The following is a 14,458-nucleotide window of genomic DNA, read 5'->3' on the forward strand; positions in this document are numbered from 1 at the left end:
GGTCACCAGCCGATCGGCATGACACGCGGACCGCGCACCAGCATCTCGGTCTTCCACGTCACATCGTCCGCCAGCCGCAGCCCGGGGAAGCGCGTGATCAGGGCGCTCAGCGCCTCCTGGAGTTCCATCCGGGCGAGCGGGGCACCCAGGCAGTGGTGGACGCCATGGCCGAATCCCAGGTGCTGGTTGCCCTCACGGGAGACGTCCAGCACGCCCGGTGCGGTGAAGCGCAGCGCGTCGCGGTTGGCGGCGCCGACGGCGACCAGGACCGGAGTACCGGCCCGCACGAGCGTGCCGCCGACCTCGATGTCCTCGGTGGCGTACCGGGGCTGACCGGCGCCGCTGCCGAGCGGCACGAAGCGCAGAAGCTCCTCCACCGCGTTCGGGACGAGTGCGGGTTCGGCGCGCAGCCGCTCCAGCTGGTCCGGGTGATCGAGCAGGGTGAGGACGAAGTTGGGGATCTGGGACGCCGTGGTCTCGTGTCCGGCGACCAGGATGCCGATGCACAGGTCGACGAGTTCGAGCTCGGAGAGCCGGTCGCCGCCGTCGCGGGCCTCGATCAGGGCCGTCATCAGGTCGTCCTGCGGATTCTTGCGGTGCTGCGCGATCAACCCGGCCATGTAGGCCCGCAGTTCGTCGCGGCTGCGCTCGAACTCCTCCGCCGTGAGGGAACTGGTGGAGAGCGCGTCGTCGCTCCACACCCGGAACTTCGGGCGGTCCTCGGTGGGAACGCCCAGCATCCGGCAGATCACCGCGACCGGCAGGGGCAGTGCGAACAGATCGACCAGATCGGCGGGTTGACCTGCCGCCTCCATTCCGTCAAGCAGCTCGGCCGTCAACTCCCGTACCTGCGGGCGCAGTTTCTCGACCTGCCGAACCGTGAAAGCCTTCGCGACCAGCGAGCGCAGCCGGGTGTGGTCGGGCGGGTCCATGCCGAGGATGCCGCCGTCGCGCTGGCCCTCGGACTGCCGCGGTTCGTCGTGCGAGGCGGCCTCGGCCCGGCTGAAGCGCAGGTCGCCGAGGACGAGTCGGGCGTCGGCATAGCGGGTCACGAGCCAGGCGGGCTCGCCGTACGGCATCTGGACGCGTAACAGGCCCGGCTGGTCGCGTACGCGCTCGTACTCCTCGGCGAGGCTCAGGCCCTCGGCCGTATTGAAGGGATAGGCGATGGATGCGGCTTCTGCTGTGGTCATGTGCGGCCTCCATATGTAAGCAGCTGCTTACAACGGTAGGAGTGACCTCATGGCCGGTCAACGACGCCTTCCAGCCGTTATCCTTACGGGCCGCTCCGAGAGGAAGGCCGCCATGGAGTCCGCCCCCGCACCGCCGTCCCAAGAGCGCCGCCGGGACGCGGCAGCCACCCGACGCCGACTGCTGGAGGCGGGCCGGGACCTGTTCGCGGAGCACGGCTACGAGGGAACGACGGTCCGCACCATCGCGGAACGGGCCGGGGTCAACCAGGCCCTTTTGTTCCGGTACTTCGGGTCGAAGCAGGGGCTGCTCACCGAGGTCCTGGCCGAGGGCGGGCTGGAACAGCTGCGTTCGACGCCGCCCGAGGAACTCTTCGAGGCCGCACTGCGCTCGATGCTCACCCGCAGCGCGGGCGATACGGACGATCGCACGCTGGAGGTCTACCTGCGGTCCATCGGACGGGGCGACGAAGCGGCCGGAACCCTGCGGGAGTTGGGCGAGGAGTACCAGAAGGCGCTGTCCGGTCTCTCCGGCACGGTGGACGGTGCCCTGCGGGCGGATCTGGCCATGGCGTGGCTGCTCGGAATAGGTCTGATGCGGACGGTCGTGGCCCGTGAGCCGTTGGCCGACGCCGATCCGGACGACGTCTGCCGACTCGTGCTGGGCGCGCTCGACCACCTCTGGGCGGCGCCGGAGCGGCGGCAGGGAGGGCCGGGGGAGCGGGAGTAGGGGATGTGCGTCGGGGCCCGGTTCCGGAGCGGGAACTCCGGGACCGGGCCCCGACGGGGCGAGCGCTGCCCGATGCGGCAACTCGCGGTGACCCGAATCGGATCTGGGGCGGGTGTCGAAAGCCCCGCCCGCCAGGGATTACGGGGCAGCGCTTATGGCCTCCCCCGCGATAGGGAACGGGCCGGCCGTTAGTCCTGCGAGAGCTGGAGCCGTCCGAGGGAGCGCTCATCCGCAAGCCACTCGTCGGCTCCTCGGGAACCTCCATGACGCGGCAGGCGTCTTCCATGATCATGAGGGAACGCATTGAAGCACTGAGCGGTATCGGAGTAGCCCTGGTCGGCGGGTTTGCGGGGCTGCTGGGGTGGGCCGCGGACGCCGAACTCCGGGCGCGCGCCGGATTCGCGGCAGGGCCGGACTGGCACGTCCTTTACGCGGAACTCCCGCTGACCGTTCTTGCCGGTGTAGTGGTTGCCCTGGCTGCGTGGTTGTTGCCCCGGCGATGGGGAGTCGGGCCGTCGGTGGCCGGGTACACGGGACGCACCGCACTCCTCGCCTTGGCGCTGGCCGGGTTCTGGCTGGTCGTCGAGGGCTGGTACGCGGGGCTGCCCGAGCCCTTGCCCGATCGTAAACCCTAACGGCCGTCCCGCGATTGATCGCGGGACGGCCGTGACATGACGATGGCCGAGCGGGTTCTTGAGGTGTGAAGACCAAGCAGGCCCGCGCGGCCATGGCTCATCCTGCCCTGTGCGGCCTCACTCGCCAACATCTCGGCGAGTTGATCGAGGAACTCGCGCCACGCTGGGAAGCACGTTGTGAGTCCGGACGGCACGAGCGGCGCCGGGGTGGCCGCAGGCCAACGAGTTTCCCGACCAGATCTCGGCGCCGCCGAGGAAACCGGAAGATCTCGACGACGCACCGCTGAGCGAGAGGTACGGATGGCGCGACATGCGCCGTCGCCAGTCCTCCCGCCGGATCTGCGTCGAGCACGCCAACGCCGAACACAGGCAGTGGCGTCCGCTGCAGCGATACACCGGACGCCGCGAGACCTATGGCGACACCCATCGGGCCATCGCCGGGCTCGTCTCCGACCGCGCAGCCAAGCGCACCACCCGACGCAAGACGAGCACCGAACTCGTGCCCGTCTGCGCGATGGCCTGCTGAATCACCCACCAGCCGAACCGCCAGGCCCACACGCCCCGATCTCAATCGCGGGGCAAGCCGTTAGCGGTGACCGCGCTCGAAGGCGGCGAAGGCGGCCTCCTGGCGCCACTCGGTCGCCGCCTTCGGGTTGTCGGCGAGGTAGCGGGCACAGCGTGTGCCCGGGGTCCCGGCGCCCGGCCGGTCGGCGCGACAGGCGGCGACCGTGCGGTAGCCGGACGGTGCGGAGCCGGTGACCCACAGGCTCCGGCCGTCATGGAAGGCGTACTCCAGCGAGGCGCGGGCGAGGTCCTTCAGCTCGATGTAGCGCAGGCCGTACGTCTTGGCGGCGTACTGGTACTCGTGGCTGATGTCGATCCGCGAGACGCCCGGGTCGTCGGTGGCCAGGACCACCGGGACGCCGTAGCGGCGGTACGCGTCGAACGGGTGCTCGGCCCCGGAGACGCCGAGGATCTGCTTGTTGCTGCTGAACGGCACCTCCACCGCGACGTTGCGCCGGGCCATCGTCCGGGCGAGCTGCCGCCAGTTGTCCTCGTGGACCAGGTCCACCCCGTGCCCGATGCGTTCGGCTCCGGCGACGAGCACCGCCTCACGGATGTGGAACCGCAGGTCCTCCGGCTTGACCAGGCCGGGTGCCAACTCGCCCGCGTGGAGCGTGAGGTGGGCGCCCGGGTAGACGCCGCGCAGGTACTTCAGCATCCGCATCTGGAGGCTGTAGTTCGCCAGCGAGCTGTCCCAGTCCTCCGGCTGCACGAGGTTGACGGCGACGAACCTCGGGTCGCGCTCGGCCAGCCGCATGCCGACCGCCATCTGCGTGAAGACCCGGGCCGGTGTACTGCCCCGGGAGACCTGGGAGATCCAGCGAACGGGAAGCCGGCAGCCGGGATCGGGGCGGGAGGTGTCGCAGTGCGCGGCTGCCCGGAATTCGACGTCGGCGTCGTCCGCTTCCCTGACCGCCTCGTCCACCACCCGGTCGAGCTGCCCACCGGCCATCAGCTTGCGGTGGAACATGGCGAAGTCGGGGTCGTAACCCACTTTCTCGGAGAGTGCCTTGGCGCTGTCCGAGGCGGGCGTGACCAGCGTCTCCAGATAGAACTGGTTCTGCTCGACCGCGGTGTTGGCGACGTTGGCGAGGAGCTTGCCCCGGTCCCAGGTGGCCATGCCGAACTTGTCGAACGTGTCGAAGAAGTGGTCGTGCCCGGACTCGCCGGCCGGGAAGTCCTGCATCGACCAGGCCCGGATGATCTTCTGCCGGAACGAGGCGTCGGTCCGCGCGTCGGCGGCGGGCCGCTTGCCCGGTCCGCACGGCGGGGCCACGGCCGTCGTCGTCGCGTCGATGCACAGGCCCTTCTTGCCCGCGAGCTCGATCAGGAACTCCGTCGCCGCGGCGCCCGACAGGTGGTTGTGCAGGTCACCGCCCTTGGGCAACGCCTTGAAGAACGACTTCAGTTGTCCGGGCCGGTTCCGTAACGAGTCGAGGTACGCGGAGGTCCGGCGTTCGGCCGGGGTCACGGCGCGGGGCGAGAGCGGCGCGGCGGCCGGGCGCGGCTGCGCCTCCCCGGCGGGGGACGTGGCGGCGGCCGGTACCGCTGGGAGCAGGGCCAGCACGGTGAGCGCGCCGAGTCCGGCAGGAAGAAGGGACGTAGGACGGTGGGCCGTCCGAAAGGCCGTGGGACGGTGGGCCGTCCGGTTCGATGAGATCACGGCGGAATGATGGCCTCCGGCGATGATGATTCGCACTGAAACCATGTTTATGGCTGAAAACCCCCACCCGGTCGAGTGGGGGCGCGGCTCGGCCGCCGCCCTCGGGCGGACCGGCAGGAGTGGAAGAAGTACACCGTGCGCGCCGCCGATCCCGGCGGGAACGAGTACCCCCTCGACCGGGTCCGCCACCGGGACTTCTCCTCGACGCCCGCCGGGCTCCGGCCGCCGTCGGGCCTGGTGAACATCACCCGGCCCACCTCGACATCGGTACCAAATTCCCCGAGGTTCCGTGTGGCGTCGCGCTCGCCACGTCCTGCGACGTCGTCATGCACCCGCACGAGGCGGGCGAGGTCCGGGGGCCGAGGCGGTGACGCGGACCGTCGGACGAACGCCTGGGAGCCCTGCACCGGCACATATGTATACGGCCTGTTCCCGATCCGGCTGCCGTCCCGTCGGGCATCGCGCGGTGCGCCGGTCGCGGTTCGACGCCGGTAACGGGGCGGTGATCCCGCAGGAGTGATGCGTACCGGAACGGGTTCGGGCGGCCCCGGACGCCTTCGGAGGGCTCTCCCGCCCGGTCACGGGACGGCGGTCCGCGACCGGCACGGCGCGAGGCATGACAACTCCCTCTGACACACGTGCGGTTGCGGGTTCTGCGCCTCTTCCTGGCCGGACGCGCGTTGGACACGCTGGGTATGCATTGTCATTACTCAGAGTGGAAAGGTATGGATCATGACGACGATGGAACGGCGCGAGACGGCGGAGGGGAAAGTGCGGGAGGCGGAGGATGCGGTGGCGCGGTTGAAGGAGAGTTTTTCGGGGGTGGGGATCACGTTGCCGTCGTTGCGGACCGATCCGGTGTCGTGCGCGGGGAGCGATCCGGCGCCGCTGGTCGATCTCGGTCGGTGCAACCTCGACACGGCGTTGCGGTTGAGCGCGGTGCTGGAGGCGGCGGGGAAGGTCAGGACGTGACGGCTGAGGGCTTCGAGCCGGGAACCCTCAAGGCCGGCTCGTTCGCGGTGGACACTCGGGACGGCCGGGTGGGGCGTGTACTCGGACACGTCGGGGTCTCCGTGCGGTTGAGGGCGCCCGGCGGCGGGGCGGAGTGGGACTGTCCGCCCGAGCTCGTACGACCGGCGCCGCCGGGGCTCGTGCTGCGGGCACGGGTGACGGAGATCAACCGGGAGGGGCGGCTCCCGCGCTGAAGACGGAAGGCCGCACCGATGGCCCGGGCCGACCGTCGAGGAACCGACCCGGGCCGAAGCGGTGGGCGGCCTTCCGCCGCACAACCGTCGATCTACGTTCCTTTCACAGGCCACAGGCCACAGGCCACAGGCCACAGGAGAAGGAACCCGGGATGACCGCCGCGATGGTCGAGCCGGACCAGGCCCACGATGGCCGCCCGTGGGACTACCTGCTTCAGACATGGCGTGAACTGGACGTGCCCGAGGGGTGGCGCGCAGAGATCGACGGAGGGCTGAGCGGCTGCCGCCGATGCATGGCTGAGGGTGGCACCCGCTGTGCGGATGCCACCCTCAGCCATGCATCGGGGCCGGGCCCGAGCGGGATCAGACCCCGGTGGGTTCCTTCGCCGGGGTGTCCGGGCCGGGTGTCGGGGAGGCCGGGCCGTCCGGCACCGGGGACCGGACATCCGCCGGTACCTGCGACACGTTGAACTCCGCCAGCAGGTCCTTGCCGAAGCCGAAGAAGTATGTGGCGAGGAACCCGGCCAGGTAGCCGACCAGGAGCCCGCCGCCGTAGATCGCGACCGTGGTGCCCAGGCCGTGGTTGCCGTCGAGGAGCGGGAACAGGGCCCAGCCGGAGGGCCCGATGGCCGTGGAGCCGACCTTGTCGCCGAGCTGGTTGAACAGGCCGATGAAGCCACCGCCGAACGCCCCGCCCACGCATGCCGTGACGAACGGGCGGCCCAGCGGGAGGCTGACGCCGTAGATCAGCGGTTCGCCGACGCCCAGCAGACCGGCCGGGAGGGCGGACTTGATGGTGCGACGGATCGATCCGTTTCGGGGGAGGCGGACGTAGACCGCGACGGCCGCACCGACCTGGCCGGCGCCCGCCATGGCGAGGATCGGGAGCAGGACGGTGTAGCCCTGCTGCTCGATCAGGGTGGTGTGGATCGGGATCAGTGCCTGGTGCAGGCCCAGCATCACCAGCGGCAGGAAGAGGCCGCCCAGCACGAAGCCCGCGCCCGCGCCGCCGCTGGACAGCAGCCAGTCGGCGAACGAGCCGATCGCGGTGGACACCTCGCCGGCCACGTACATCAGGCCGAAGATCGTCACCAGGCCGGAGACCAGGACCGTGAGGGTGGGAGTGACCAGGACGTCCAGCGCCTCCGGCACCCAGCGGCGGCACCACTTCTCCACGTACACCGCGAGGACCGCCGCGCCGAGCGCGCCCAGCACACCGCCCTGACCGGGGGAGAGCTTCTGCCCGAACGCCTCGATGTTCGCGACGCCCGGGAAGACGATGATCGCCGCAACCGCACCGCCGAGGATCGGCGTGCCGCCGAACTCCTTGGCCGTGTTGAACCCGACGAACACGGCGATCAGCGCCATGAATCCGGATGCCGTCGCGGCAAGTGCGGGTGTGACCGAGGTCAGCCAACCGAGGTTCAGCAACAGGCCGTTGAGACCGGCGATGATGCCGCAGCCGATGAGCGCCGGGATCAGCGGGACGAAGATGTTCGCGATCCGGCGCAGGAGCAGCTTGAACGGGGTGGCGTTCCTCGCCTTTCGCGCCGCCTTGATCGCCGCGCCCTGGGCGGCGAGTTCCGCCGCAGAAGCCGAAGCGGAAGCATCCGTGGATGCGGATGCGGGCCCGGACGTGGTTGCCGAGGAGGACGCGGATGCGGGTGTGGACACGGATGCCCGAGAGTTCGTCGGGAGCGCGGTGGCTTCGGCGGGGGACGGGCCGGAGGTTTCCGCCCGGCCCTCCTCCACCAGCCGCTCGAATTCCGGCGTGACCCGGGCGACCGTGCCCGGTCCGAGGACGATCTGGTACGTGTCGTCCTCGACCACGCCCATGACGGCCGGTATCGCCTTCAGGGCCTCGTCGTCGACGAGTGAGCGGTCGTGCAGACCCAGCCGGAGCCGGGTCATGCAGTGGGCGACGGAGCCGATGTTCGCTGCGCCACCGACGAGCGGAAGGATCGCGGCGGCAGTGGCGCGGTTCTTGTCTTCTGGTGCCATGGTGCGTGGTGCCTTGCTGTGCGGGTGGTGCCAGTGGTGCGTGGAGTCGGTTGTGCTGGTGGTGTGGGTGGTGCTGGTTGTGCGAGTGGGTCAGGTGGTGGGGCGGGGAGCGGCGGCGAGAGCCGCGCGGAGATGCCCGTCGGACGCGGTCAGGAGGCTTTCGGCGGTGGGGCCGTCGACCTGGCCGAGGATGGTGAGGATGGCGTTCTTCACCTCGCCGCCGGTCGCGGCGAGGGCCGCCTCGATCTCCGCGTCGGACGCGCCGGTGGCGAGCGAGACGATCCGGCGGGAACGGGCGCGCAGCTTCTCGTTGGAGGCACGGACGTCGACCATCAGGTTTCCGTAGGTCTTGCCTAGCCGGATCATCGTGATCGTCGAGATCATGTTGAGGACGAGCTTCTGTGCCGTACCCGCCTTGAGCCGGGTGGAGCCGGTGAGCAGCTCCGGGCCGACGACGACCTCGATTCCGTGCTCGGCGGCGGCGCCCAGCGCGGAGTCCGCGTTGCAGGACAGACCGATGGTCAACGCGCCCTTGGTGCGGGCGTGCTCGACGGCACCGATCGCGTACGGCGTGCGGCCGGAGGCGGAGACGCCGACCACGGTGTCGTCGGCGGTGAGACCGAGGGCGTCCAGGTCGGCGGCGGCCAGCTCCTTGCTGTCCTCGGCGCCCTCGACGGCCTTGATCATTGCCGACGGGCCGCCCGCGATCAGCCCGACGACCTGCGACGGGTCGGTGTTGAAGGTGGGCGGGCACTCGCTGGCGTCCAGCACGCCCAGCCGCCCCGCGGTACCCGCGCCCGCGTAGATGAGCCGTCCGCCGCGGGCCATTCGCTCCGCGGTGCCGTCTATCGCGGCGGCGATCTCGGGCAGTCGGTCCCCGACGGCGGCCGGGACGGACTGGTCCTCACCGTTCATGATCCGGGCTATGTCGAGCGTGCCCATCCGGTCGATCTCGGCGAGTTCGGGGCGGAACGCCTCGGTGGTGAGCGTTTCGAGCTCGGCGCGCAGCCGACCGTATCCGTCGGGGGTGGTGGAGTCGGCGTCCGTGTGGTCGGCGTCGGTCGTGGAGGTCATGGAGGAAGGCTCTGCTTTCTCGGTCTCGTACGGTTCCGCGGGTGCGGCGCGGGTGCGGGTGCGGAGTACAGAAATGCGGAGTACGGAAATGCGGAGTGGGAAGTGCGGAATGCGGGGTGGGGCAGGTCAGCGGGGGCGCGGGGTGTGGCGGTGGGCCAGCGCCTCGTAGGAGGCCGCGAGGGCGGGTGCGGCCTGTTCATAGGTGCGCTGCGCGACGCCTATGAACAGGCAGTCGACGACCAGGAGTTGGCTTGTGCGGCTCGACATCGCGGCGGGTCTCAGCTCGCTCTCCCGCGCGGTGGACGTGGTCAGCACGTGGTCCGCGTACTGCGTCACGGGGCCGTCGGGGCGGCCGGTGATCGCGATCGTCGTCGCACCGCGGTCGAAGGCGACCCGCAGTGGCTCGATGACGTCGACGGTGGAGCCGGAATGCGTGATCGCGATGGCGACGTCCCCGGAACGGAGCTGCACGGCGTTGGTCACCGCGAGGTGCGGGTCCGTGTGGGAGTGCGCGATCAGGCCGATCCGGGCCAGCTTCTGCGCCAGGTCCTGGCCGACCAGGGAGGAGGCGCCCACACCGTAGATGTCGATGCGGCGGGCCGTGGCGGCGGCGGCCACGGCGGCGCCGAGCTGGACCGTGTCGAGGCCGGCCGCCGTGTCCGCGAGCGTCTGCTGCTCGTCGTACGCCAGCTTGGCGACCACGTCGGCGATCGGGTCGTCGACCGCTATGTCGGCGGTGACGGACGGGGCCCGGCCCGACTGCTGGTGGGCCGCGAGCCCGGCGAGGGCGAGGCGCAGGTCGCGGTATCCGGGATATCCGAGGAGACGGGCCGTGCGGACGACCGTCGCCTCGCTGGTGCCGGTGAGTTCGGCGAGACCGGTGACCGTGAGGGCGGCGCAGCCGGCGGGGTCACCAGCGACGGCCTCGGCGACCCGCTGCATGGAACGGGTCATGGACGGCGCGAGCGTACGCACCTTGGCCGCGAGAGCCGCCGGGGCGGGCGGGGAGTCGGTGCTGAAACTTTCCTTCAGGTCACTGGTCACATTTGAAAGATATTTTCAACCGGGGTGCCCGTCAACCCCCCTTTGGTCCCCATGTCCGGAATCGTGTGGTGGACCGCCACGCACTGCGCGGGGAAGGCGGCACCGGGCGCGAGAAACCGCTTCGTGGGCGGGGTGACAATGGCCCCATGGAGATGAATCCCCTGGAACAGGCGTTGCACACGGCCCGGGCCCTGGTCATGGCGGATCTCGCCGCGGGTGATGTCGCCGAGGCCGGGATCGTCTCGATGGTCGAGGACGCGGTGACCCACCGTCGTTGGTGGGTGGAGCAGTGGCCCGAGGGCGCCGAGTTCGTCGTCGGACTGGTGGCTCAGGATGTGCAGGACGCATTGCTCGAACGGCACGGGCGCTGGCCGCTCTGCCCGGTCTGCGACGCGGGCGACCCGCACGCCCTGGACGTCGAGCCGGAGCTGGGCCCGGACCCGCACTGGGTGTGCACCAAGGCCGCCGTCGCGGTGGCGCCGGTCGGCTCGCTGAACGGAATACTCCGCAGGTGACGGTCTACATCGACCCGCCGCAGTGGCCGGGACACGGGCGGCTCTGGTCGCACCTGGTCAGCGACGTGTCATTCGAGGAACTGCACGCCTTCGCGGAGTCCATCGGCTGTCCGCGCCGCGCGTTCGAACGGGACCACTACGACGTGCCGGAGGTCCGGTACGAGGACGCGGTGCGCGCCGGGGCGAAGGAGATCGGCTCGAAGGAGCTCGTCCGGCGCCTCACGGAGGCCGGGCTGCGGCGGCCCAAGGGGCGCCCGGCATCCGGCCCCGTCGAGCCCCCGGCACCCGGCCTCGTCCAGGCCCCGGCATTCGGCCCTGTCCGGGAGCGGCGGGACCGCTGACGAGAACGGGCGCCGGGGTGCGGTCGTACGGGAATCAGGCGGTGCTGATGCCGGTGTCGGTCTTGGTGGCGGCGGTACCGGCTGCTGCGCACGTCTCCGTCTCCGGTGTCCTGTCGGACCCGGCCGGGGAATCGGAATCCGACCCCGACGGGGAATCCGACCCCGACGGGGAATCCGACCCCGACGGGGAATCCGGCCCGGACGGGTGCTCGGCTCCGGGCGTGGGCCCGGCCGATGGTTCCGGGGAGGCCGCCGCGGTGGGTGAACCGGTCACCCCTCGCGATACGCCTCTGCTCTGGAGTCTCAGCGAGCACACCACGGCCACCAGGGCCAGCACCATCATGGCCGCCCCCGCCCACGCGGTCGCGGCGTAACCGAAGTGCGCGTCGATCACCGCACCGCCCAGCCAGGGGCCGCCGGTGTTGCCCAGGTTGAACGCGGCCGTCGTCGTCGCTCCGGCCAGGGTCGGGGCGGCGCCCGCGACGTTGAACATCCTGGCGTTCAGTGCCGGGGCCGTGTAGAACGCCGATACGCCCAGCAGGAACGAGAGGGCGACCGCGGCGACCTGGTACGAGGAGAGCAGCGCCAGCGCGACCAGGAACACTGTCGAGGCCGCGATACCGCTCATCAGCACCCCGAAGAGATGCGCGTCGGCGATCCGGCCGCCGATCGTCGTGCCGACCAGCGCTCCGATGCCGAACAGCGCGAGCACCGTCGGCACCCAACCGGAGTCCAGACCCGCGACATCGGTGAGCAGCGGGGCCAGATAGCTGAACGCGCAGAAGACACCACCCGCGCCGAGCGCCGTGACCACGATCGACAGCCAGACCTGACGGTCCCGGTAGATGCCCATCTCCTGCTTGAGCTGCGGCTTTCGTTCCGGCAGCGGGATACGCGGAATCAGGGTCGTCACCCCGACCAGGGCCACCGCGGACGCCGCGCCGACCGCCCAGAACGCCGAGCGCCAGCCGAGGTTCTCGCCGAGCAGGGCTCCCAGCGGCACCCCCAGCACGTTGGCGATCGAGAGACCGCCGAGCATCACGGCCATGGCACGGGCCCGCGCGTTCACCGGCACCATCGCGATGGCGACCGCCGCGCCGACCGCCCAGAACCCGGCGCAGGCGAAGGCGCTCACGACCCGGGACGCGAAAAGCACCTCGTACGTCGGCGCCAGCGCGCCCACGACCTGTCCGATGCCGAAGACGGAGATCAGGGAGATGAGGGTGGTGCGGCGGGGCAGCCGGAGCGTGGCCACGGCGAGCAGCGGGGCGCCGATCACCATGCCGATCGCGAAGGCGGATATGAGGAGTCCGGCACGGGGGATCGACACGTTCATGTCTTCGGCGATGGGCGGCAGAAGCCCGGAGAGCATGAACTCGCTGGTGCCCAGGGCAAAGACGGAGAGACCGAGGATGTAGACGGCCAGAGGCATGGGGGAACGTCGGGCGGGAGAGTCGGGCATGACAGCAGACAACCGTGCTCGGCGCCGCGGGATTCCCACCGCCTGTCGTATTTACGCAGTTGTCACATTCCTGCCGCGCCCGACGCCTCGGCGGTTTCCCCGTACGTCGCTCGACGGCCGGTCTCAGTGGTTGAGCAGCTCCCATTCGGTCAGCAGGTTCTGCCGCGCCCGCGGCTCCCACCTCGCGATCCCGTACGGGGTGCGGAACAGCTTTGGCAGTTCGAGCAGTTGACGCAGTACCGTCGCCCGCCCCTCCCGGAACGCGTCGTCGGGCACGAAGCCGTACTCCTCGCGCACCTGGGCTGCATACGCGGCGTACTCCCTGGGCGGTGCCGCCAGGACCGCCAGATCGGCATCGCACAGCACCTCGCCGTCGGCGTCCCCGTCCGCCGGGTTGTGCGTGACGGTGAGCCGGACGAGCCGGGCCACCTCGGCGGTGACCTCGGCCGGTACGCCCGCCTCCGGCAGGGCGAGTTCGGCGAGGGCGGCGCTGCGCTCCTCGTTCTCGGACCGGTCGGGCCGGTACACCGCGTCATGGAACCAGGCGGCCAGGCGTACGGCGTCCACGTCTGCGGCGTACTCGGCGAGTGTGTCGACGTGGTCGAGTACCGCGATCAGGTGCGTGGTGGTGTGGTAGCGCCGCTGCGGTTCGGCCCAGCGTGCCAGCAGGTTGTCCGCGTACGGCAGCGGATCGGGGCCCGGGGCCCCGCGCCGGGCCCCGACGAGCGCCCGCCGCCAGCGCTCCCGGAGCGCCTCCTCGGTGCCGCCCGAGCCGCGGGCGACTGATGGGTCACTGCTTCCGCGCGAACTGTCGGTCATGGCACGACCTTATTGCTCCCCGGGCTGCGAGGTCAGTCCGTCCTGTCCGGGTGTCCTGGAAACGGCATGAACGGCATGAACGGCATGAACGGCATGAACGGCATGAACGGGATGAATGGTGTTTTCAGCATGTTCGGCATGTTCGGCATGTTCGGCACGGAGGAGTCAGCGCTTCAGGCAGTAGAAGTGAACGGGGCCCTCCTCCTGCCGGAACGGTGGTCCGAAGTCCTCCAGAGTCAGCCGGTAGCGCCCCCGGCTCGCGCCGTACGCGTCGGTGAACTGCTCCTCCGTGACGGAGAAGCCGGTACGGAAATCCGGCCGTTCCGGCAGGGTGATGCGGAGAAGGCCGTCCTGCGGGACTCGGAAGGCGTACAGCGCGCCCGCGGTCGCCTCGGCCACCACTCGGACGTATCCGGTGGCGTAGAAAATGACGCCTGCGGAGGTCGGGTATCGAGCCAGATCCCTGAGCCAGGAGGTGAAGGCCCTGGATCGAGCACCCGGATCGAACAGGAGGCGGGCAGCCTCTCGGTCCCGAGGCCCCCACCCATCCCGAGGCCCCTGTCCGTCCCGAGACTCCCACCGGTCCCGAGGCCCCTGTCCGTCCGGAGATTCCCGTTCGTCCCGCGAGCCCCGTCCGCCGCTCCTGGCCGACGCGGTCAGGAGGTCGACGAGCTCCGCTCTGACCTCCTCGTCCCGCTCGACGCCGCCCAGGGTTCTCAGGGCCAGGACCGCCTCGGGCGTGGTTGCGGACCGGAGCCCGATCACCGCCGCACGGCGTACGCGGGCGTCGTGGTCCGCGAGAGCCTGGATCAGGTGGGGGGCCGCGTCGTCCCCGAACGAGGCGAGAGAGCGGGCGGCCGTCAGGCGCACCGCACGATCGGGATCGAGGAGAAGCGCCCGTGCGAGTGGTTCCCGGGCTTCGTCGGGGCCGCCGGCCAGGCTCTCCGCGGCGGCGGAACGTACAGCCGGGGACGGATCCACGAGGACGGTCTCGGACAGCGGGGCCCACGGGCCGGCTGCCGCGTTCCGGCGTGCGGCACCGGCCGCCAGGACGCGGACCTTGGCGCTCGGGTCCCGCAGGGCGTGCGACAGCACGGCCGGGAGGTCGGCGGAACCCAGGACGAGCAGGGCCCCGAGAGCCTCGTACCGGTCGTCCTCGTGCTCGGCTCCCTCGGCGATCGGGGAGAGGACCCCGGCGGCGCCGCTACATTCCAT

General features: G+C 70.8%; 15 protein-coding genes and 1 pseudogene. 8 read left to right on the forward strand and 8 right to left on the reverse strand.

Annotation, left to right across the window (positions count from 1 at the left end; all coding sequences use genetic code 11):
- Positions 1-2: 2 nt before the first annotated feature.
- Positions 3-1,193, reverse strand: a complete 1,191-nt coding sequence (locus ACFC79_RS35340; protein WP_376248984.1) for a cytochrome P450 — start codon at positions 1,191-1,193, stop codon at positions 3-5.
- 112 nt (positions 1,194-1,305) lie between these two features.
- On the opposite strand from ACFC79_RS35340, the gene ACFC79_RS35345 reads away from it, so the two are divergent.
- The 3 genes from ACFC79_RS35345 (at position 1,306) to ACFC79_RS35355 (ending at position 3,081) form a co-directional block, all read left to right on the forward strand.
- Positions 1,306-1,920, forward strand: coding sequence for a TetR family transcriptional regulator (locus ACFC79_RS35345; RefSeq protein WP_376248986.1), 615 nt, complete (start codon positions 1,306-1,308; stop codon positions 1,918-1,920).
- A 290-nt stretch (positions 1,921-2,210) separates the two neighbouring features.
- A complete protein-coding gene (locus ACFC79_RS35350) occupies positions 2,211-2,555 on the forward strand; it encodes a hypothetical protein (RefSeq protein ID WP_376248988.1) in 345 nt (114 codons plus the stop codon).
- A gap of 310 nt (positions 2,556-2,865) precedes the next feature.
- Positions 2,866-3,081, forward strand: coding sequence for a hypothetical protein (locus ACFC79_RS35355; RefSeq protein ID WP_376248990.1), 216 nt, complete (start codon positions 2,866-2,868; stop codon positions 3,079-3,081).
- 60 nt (positions 3,082-3,141) lie between these two features.
- Here the strand turns inward: ACFC79_RS35355 and ACFC79_RS35360 are convergent, their stop codons facing one another.
- A complete protein-coding gene (locus ACFC79_RS35360; protein ID WP_376248992.1) occupies positions 3,142-4,782 on the reverse strand; it encodes an adenosine deaminase in 1,641 nt (546 codons plus the stop codon).
- A gap of 732 nt (positions 4,783-5,514) precedes the next feature.
- Between ACFC79_RS35360 and ACFC79_RS35365 the strand changes: the two genes are divergently transcribed.
- The 3 genes and pseudogenes from ACFC79_RS35365 to ACFC79_RS35375 form a co-directional block, all read left to right on the forward strand.
- Entirely contained in the window at positions 5,515-5,754 is a 240-nt protein-coding gene (locus ACFC79_RS35365) for a hypothetical protein (protein ID WP_376248993.1), read from the forward strand.
- The gene (locus tag ACFC79_RS35370; protein WP_376248995.1) at positions 5,751-5,987 is read left to right on the forward strand and encodes a hypothetical protein; all 237 of its coding nucleotides are present in this window, start codon (positions 5,751-5,753) and stop codon (positions 5,985-5,987) included. The genes ACFC79_RS35365 and ACFC79_RS35370 overlap by 4 nt, the downstream gene beginning before the upstream one ends.
- 152 nt (positions 5,988-6,139) lie before the next feature.
- Positions 6,140-6,259: pseudogene (locus ACFC79_RS35375) on the forward strand (Uma2 family endonuclease); the annotation flags it as partial.
- 91 nt (positions 6,260-6,350) lie between these two features.
- On the opposite strand, the gene ACFC79_RS35380 reads toward ACFC79_RS35375, so the two are convergent.
- The 3 genes from ACFC79_RS35380 to ACFC79_RS35390 all read right to left on the reverse strand — a co-directional run bounded on the left by ACFC79_RS35380 (position 6,351) and on the right by ACFC79_RS35390 (position 10,106).
- The gene (locus tag ACFC79_RS35380; RefSeq protein ID WP_376248997.1) at positions 6,351-7,988 is read right to left on the reverse strand and encodes a PTS transporter subunit EIIC; all 1,638 of its coding nucleotides are present in this window, start codon (positions 7,986-7,988) and stop codon (positions 6,351-6,353) included.
- A gap of 90 nt (positions 7,989-8,078) precedes the next feature.
- The gene (murQ, locus tag ACFC79_RS35385; protein ID WP_376248999.1) at positions 8,079-9,062 is read right to left on the reverse strand and encodes an N-acetylmuramic acid 6-phosphate etherase; all 984 of its coding nucleotides are present in this window, start codon (positions 9,060-9,062) and stop codon (positions 8,079-8,081) included.
- Between the two features lie 126 nt (positions 9,063-9,188).
- On the reverse strand, positions 9,189-10,106 hold the full coding sequence (locus ACFC79_RS35390) for a MurR/RpiR family transcriptional regulator (RefSeq protein WP_376249001.1): 918 nt from the start codon (positions 10,104-10,106) through the stop codon (positions 9,189-9,191).
- A gap of 146 nt (positions 10,107-10,252) precedes the next feature.
- Between ACFC79_RS35390 and ACFC79_RS35395 the strand changes: the two genes are divergently transcribed.
- Positions 10,253-10,621 carry a hypothetical protein gene (locus ACFC79_RS35395; protein WP_376249003.1) on the forward strand — a complete coding sequence of 123 codons (369 nt, stop codon included), beginning with the start codon at positions 10,253-10,255 and terminating at the stop codon, positions 10,619-10,621.
- The gene (locus tag ACFC79_RS35400; protein ID WP_376249005.1) at positions 10,618-10,962 is read left to right on the forward strand and encodes a DUF4031 domain-containing protein; all 345 of its coding nucleotides are present in this window, start codon (positions 10,618-10,620) and stop codon (positions 10,960-10,962) included. The genes ACFC79_RS35395 and ACFC79_RS35400 overlap by 4 nt, the downstream gene beginning before the upstream one ends.
- Positions 10,963-10,996: 34 nt before the next feature.
- Here ACFC79_RS35400 and ACFC79_RS35405 read toward each other — a convergent pair whose 3' ends face one another.
- From ACFC79_RS35405 to ACFC79_RS35415, 3 genes are all read right to left on the reverse strand, one after another.
- Positions 10,997-12,394 carry a Cmx/CmrA family chloramphenicol efflux MFS transporter gene (locus ACFC79_RS35405; RefSeq protein ID WP_376249012.1) on the reverse strand — a complete coding sequence of 466 codons (1,398 nt, stop codon included), beginning with the start codon at positions 12,392-12,394 and terminating at the stop codon, positions 10,997-10,999.
- Between the two features lie 153 nt (positions 12,395-12,547).
- Positions 12,548-13,243 carry a hypothetical protein gene (locus tag ACFC79_RS35410; RefSeq protein ID WP_376249006.1) on the reverse strand — a complete coding sequence of 232 codons (696 nt, stop codon included), beginning with the start codon at positions 13,241-13,243 and terminating at the stop codon, positions 12,548-12,550.
- 165 nt (positions 13,244-13,408) lie between these two features.
- Positions 13,409-14,458 (reverse strand): HEAT repeat domain-containing protein (locus ACFC79_RS35415; protein WP_376249008.1); only part of this gene is annotated, 1,050 nt, incomplete at its 5' end.

The sequence above is a fragment of the Streptomyces sp. NPDC056061 genome (assembly GCF_042266885.1).
Classification (GTDB): domain Bacteria; phylum Actinomycetota; class Actinomycetes; order Streptomycetales; family Streptomycetaceae; genus Streptomyces.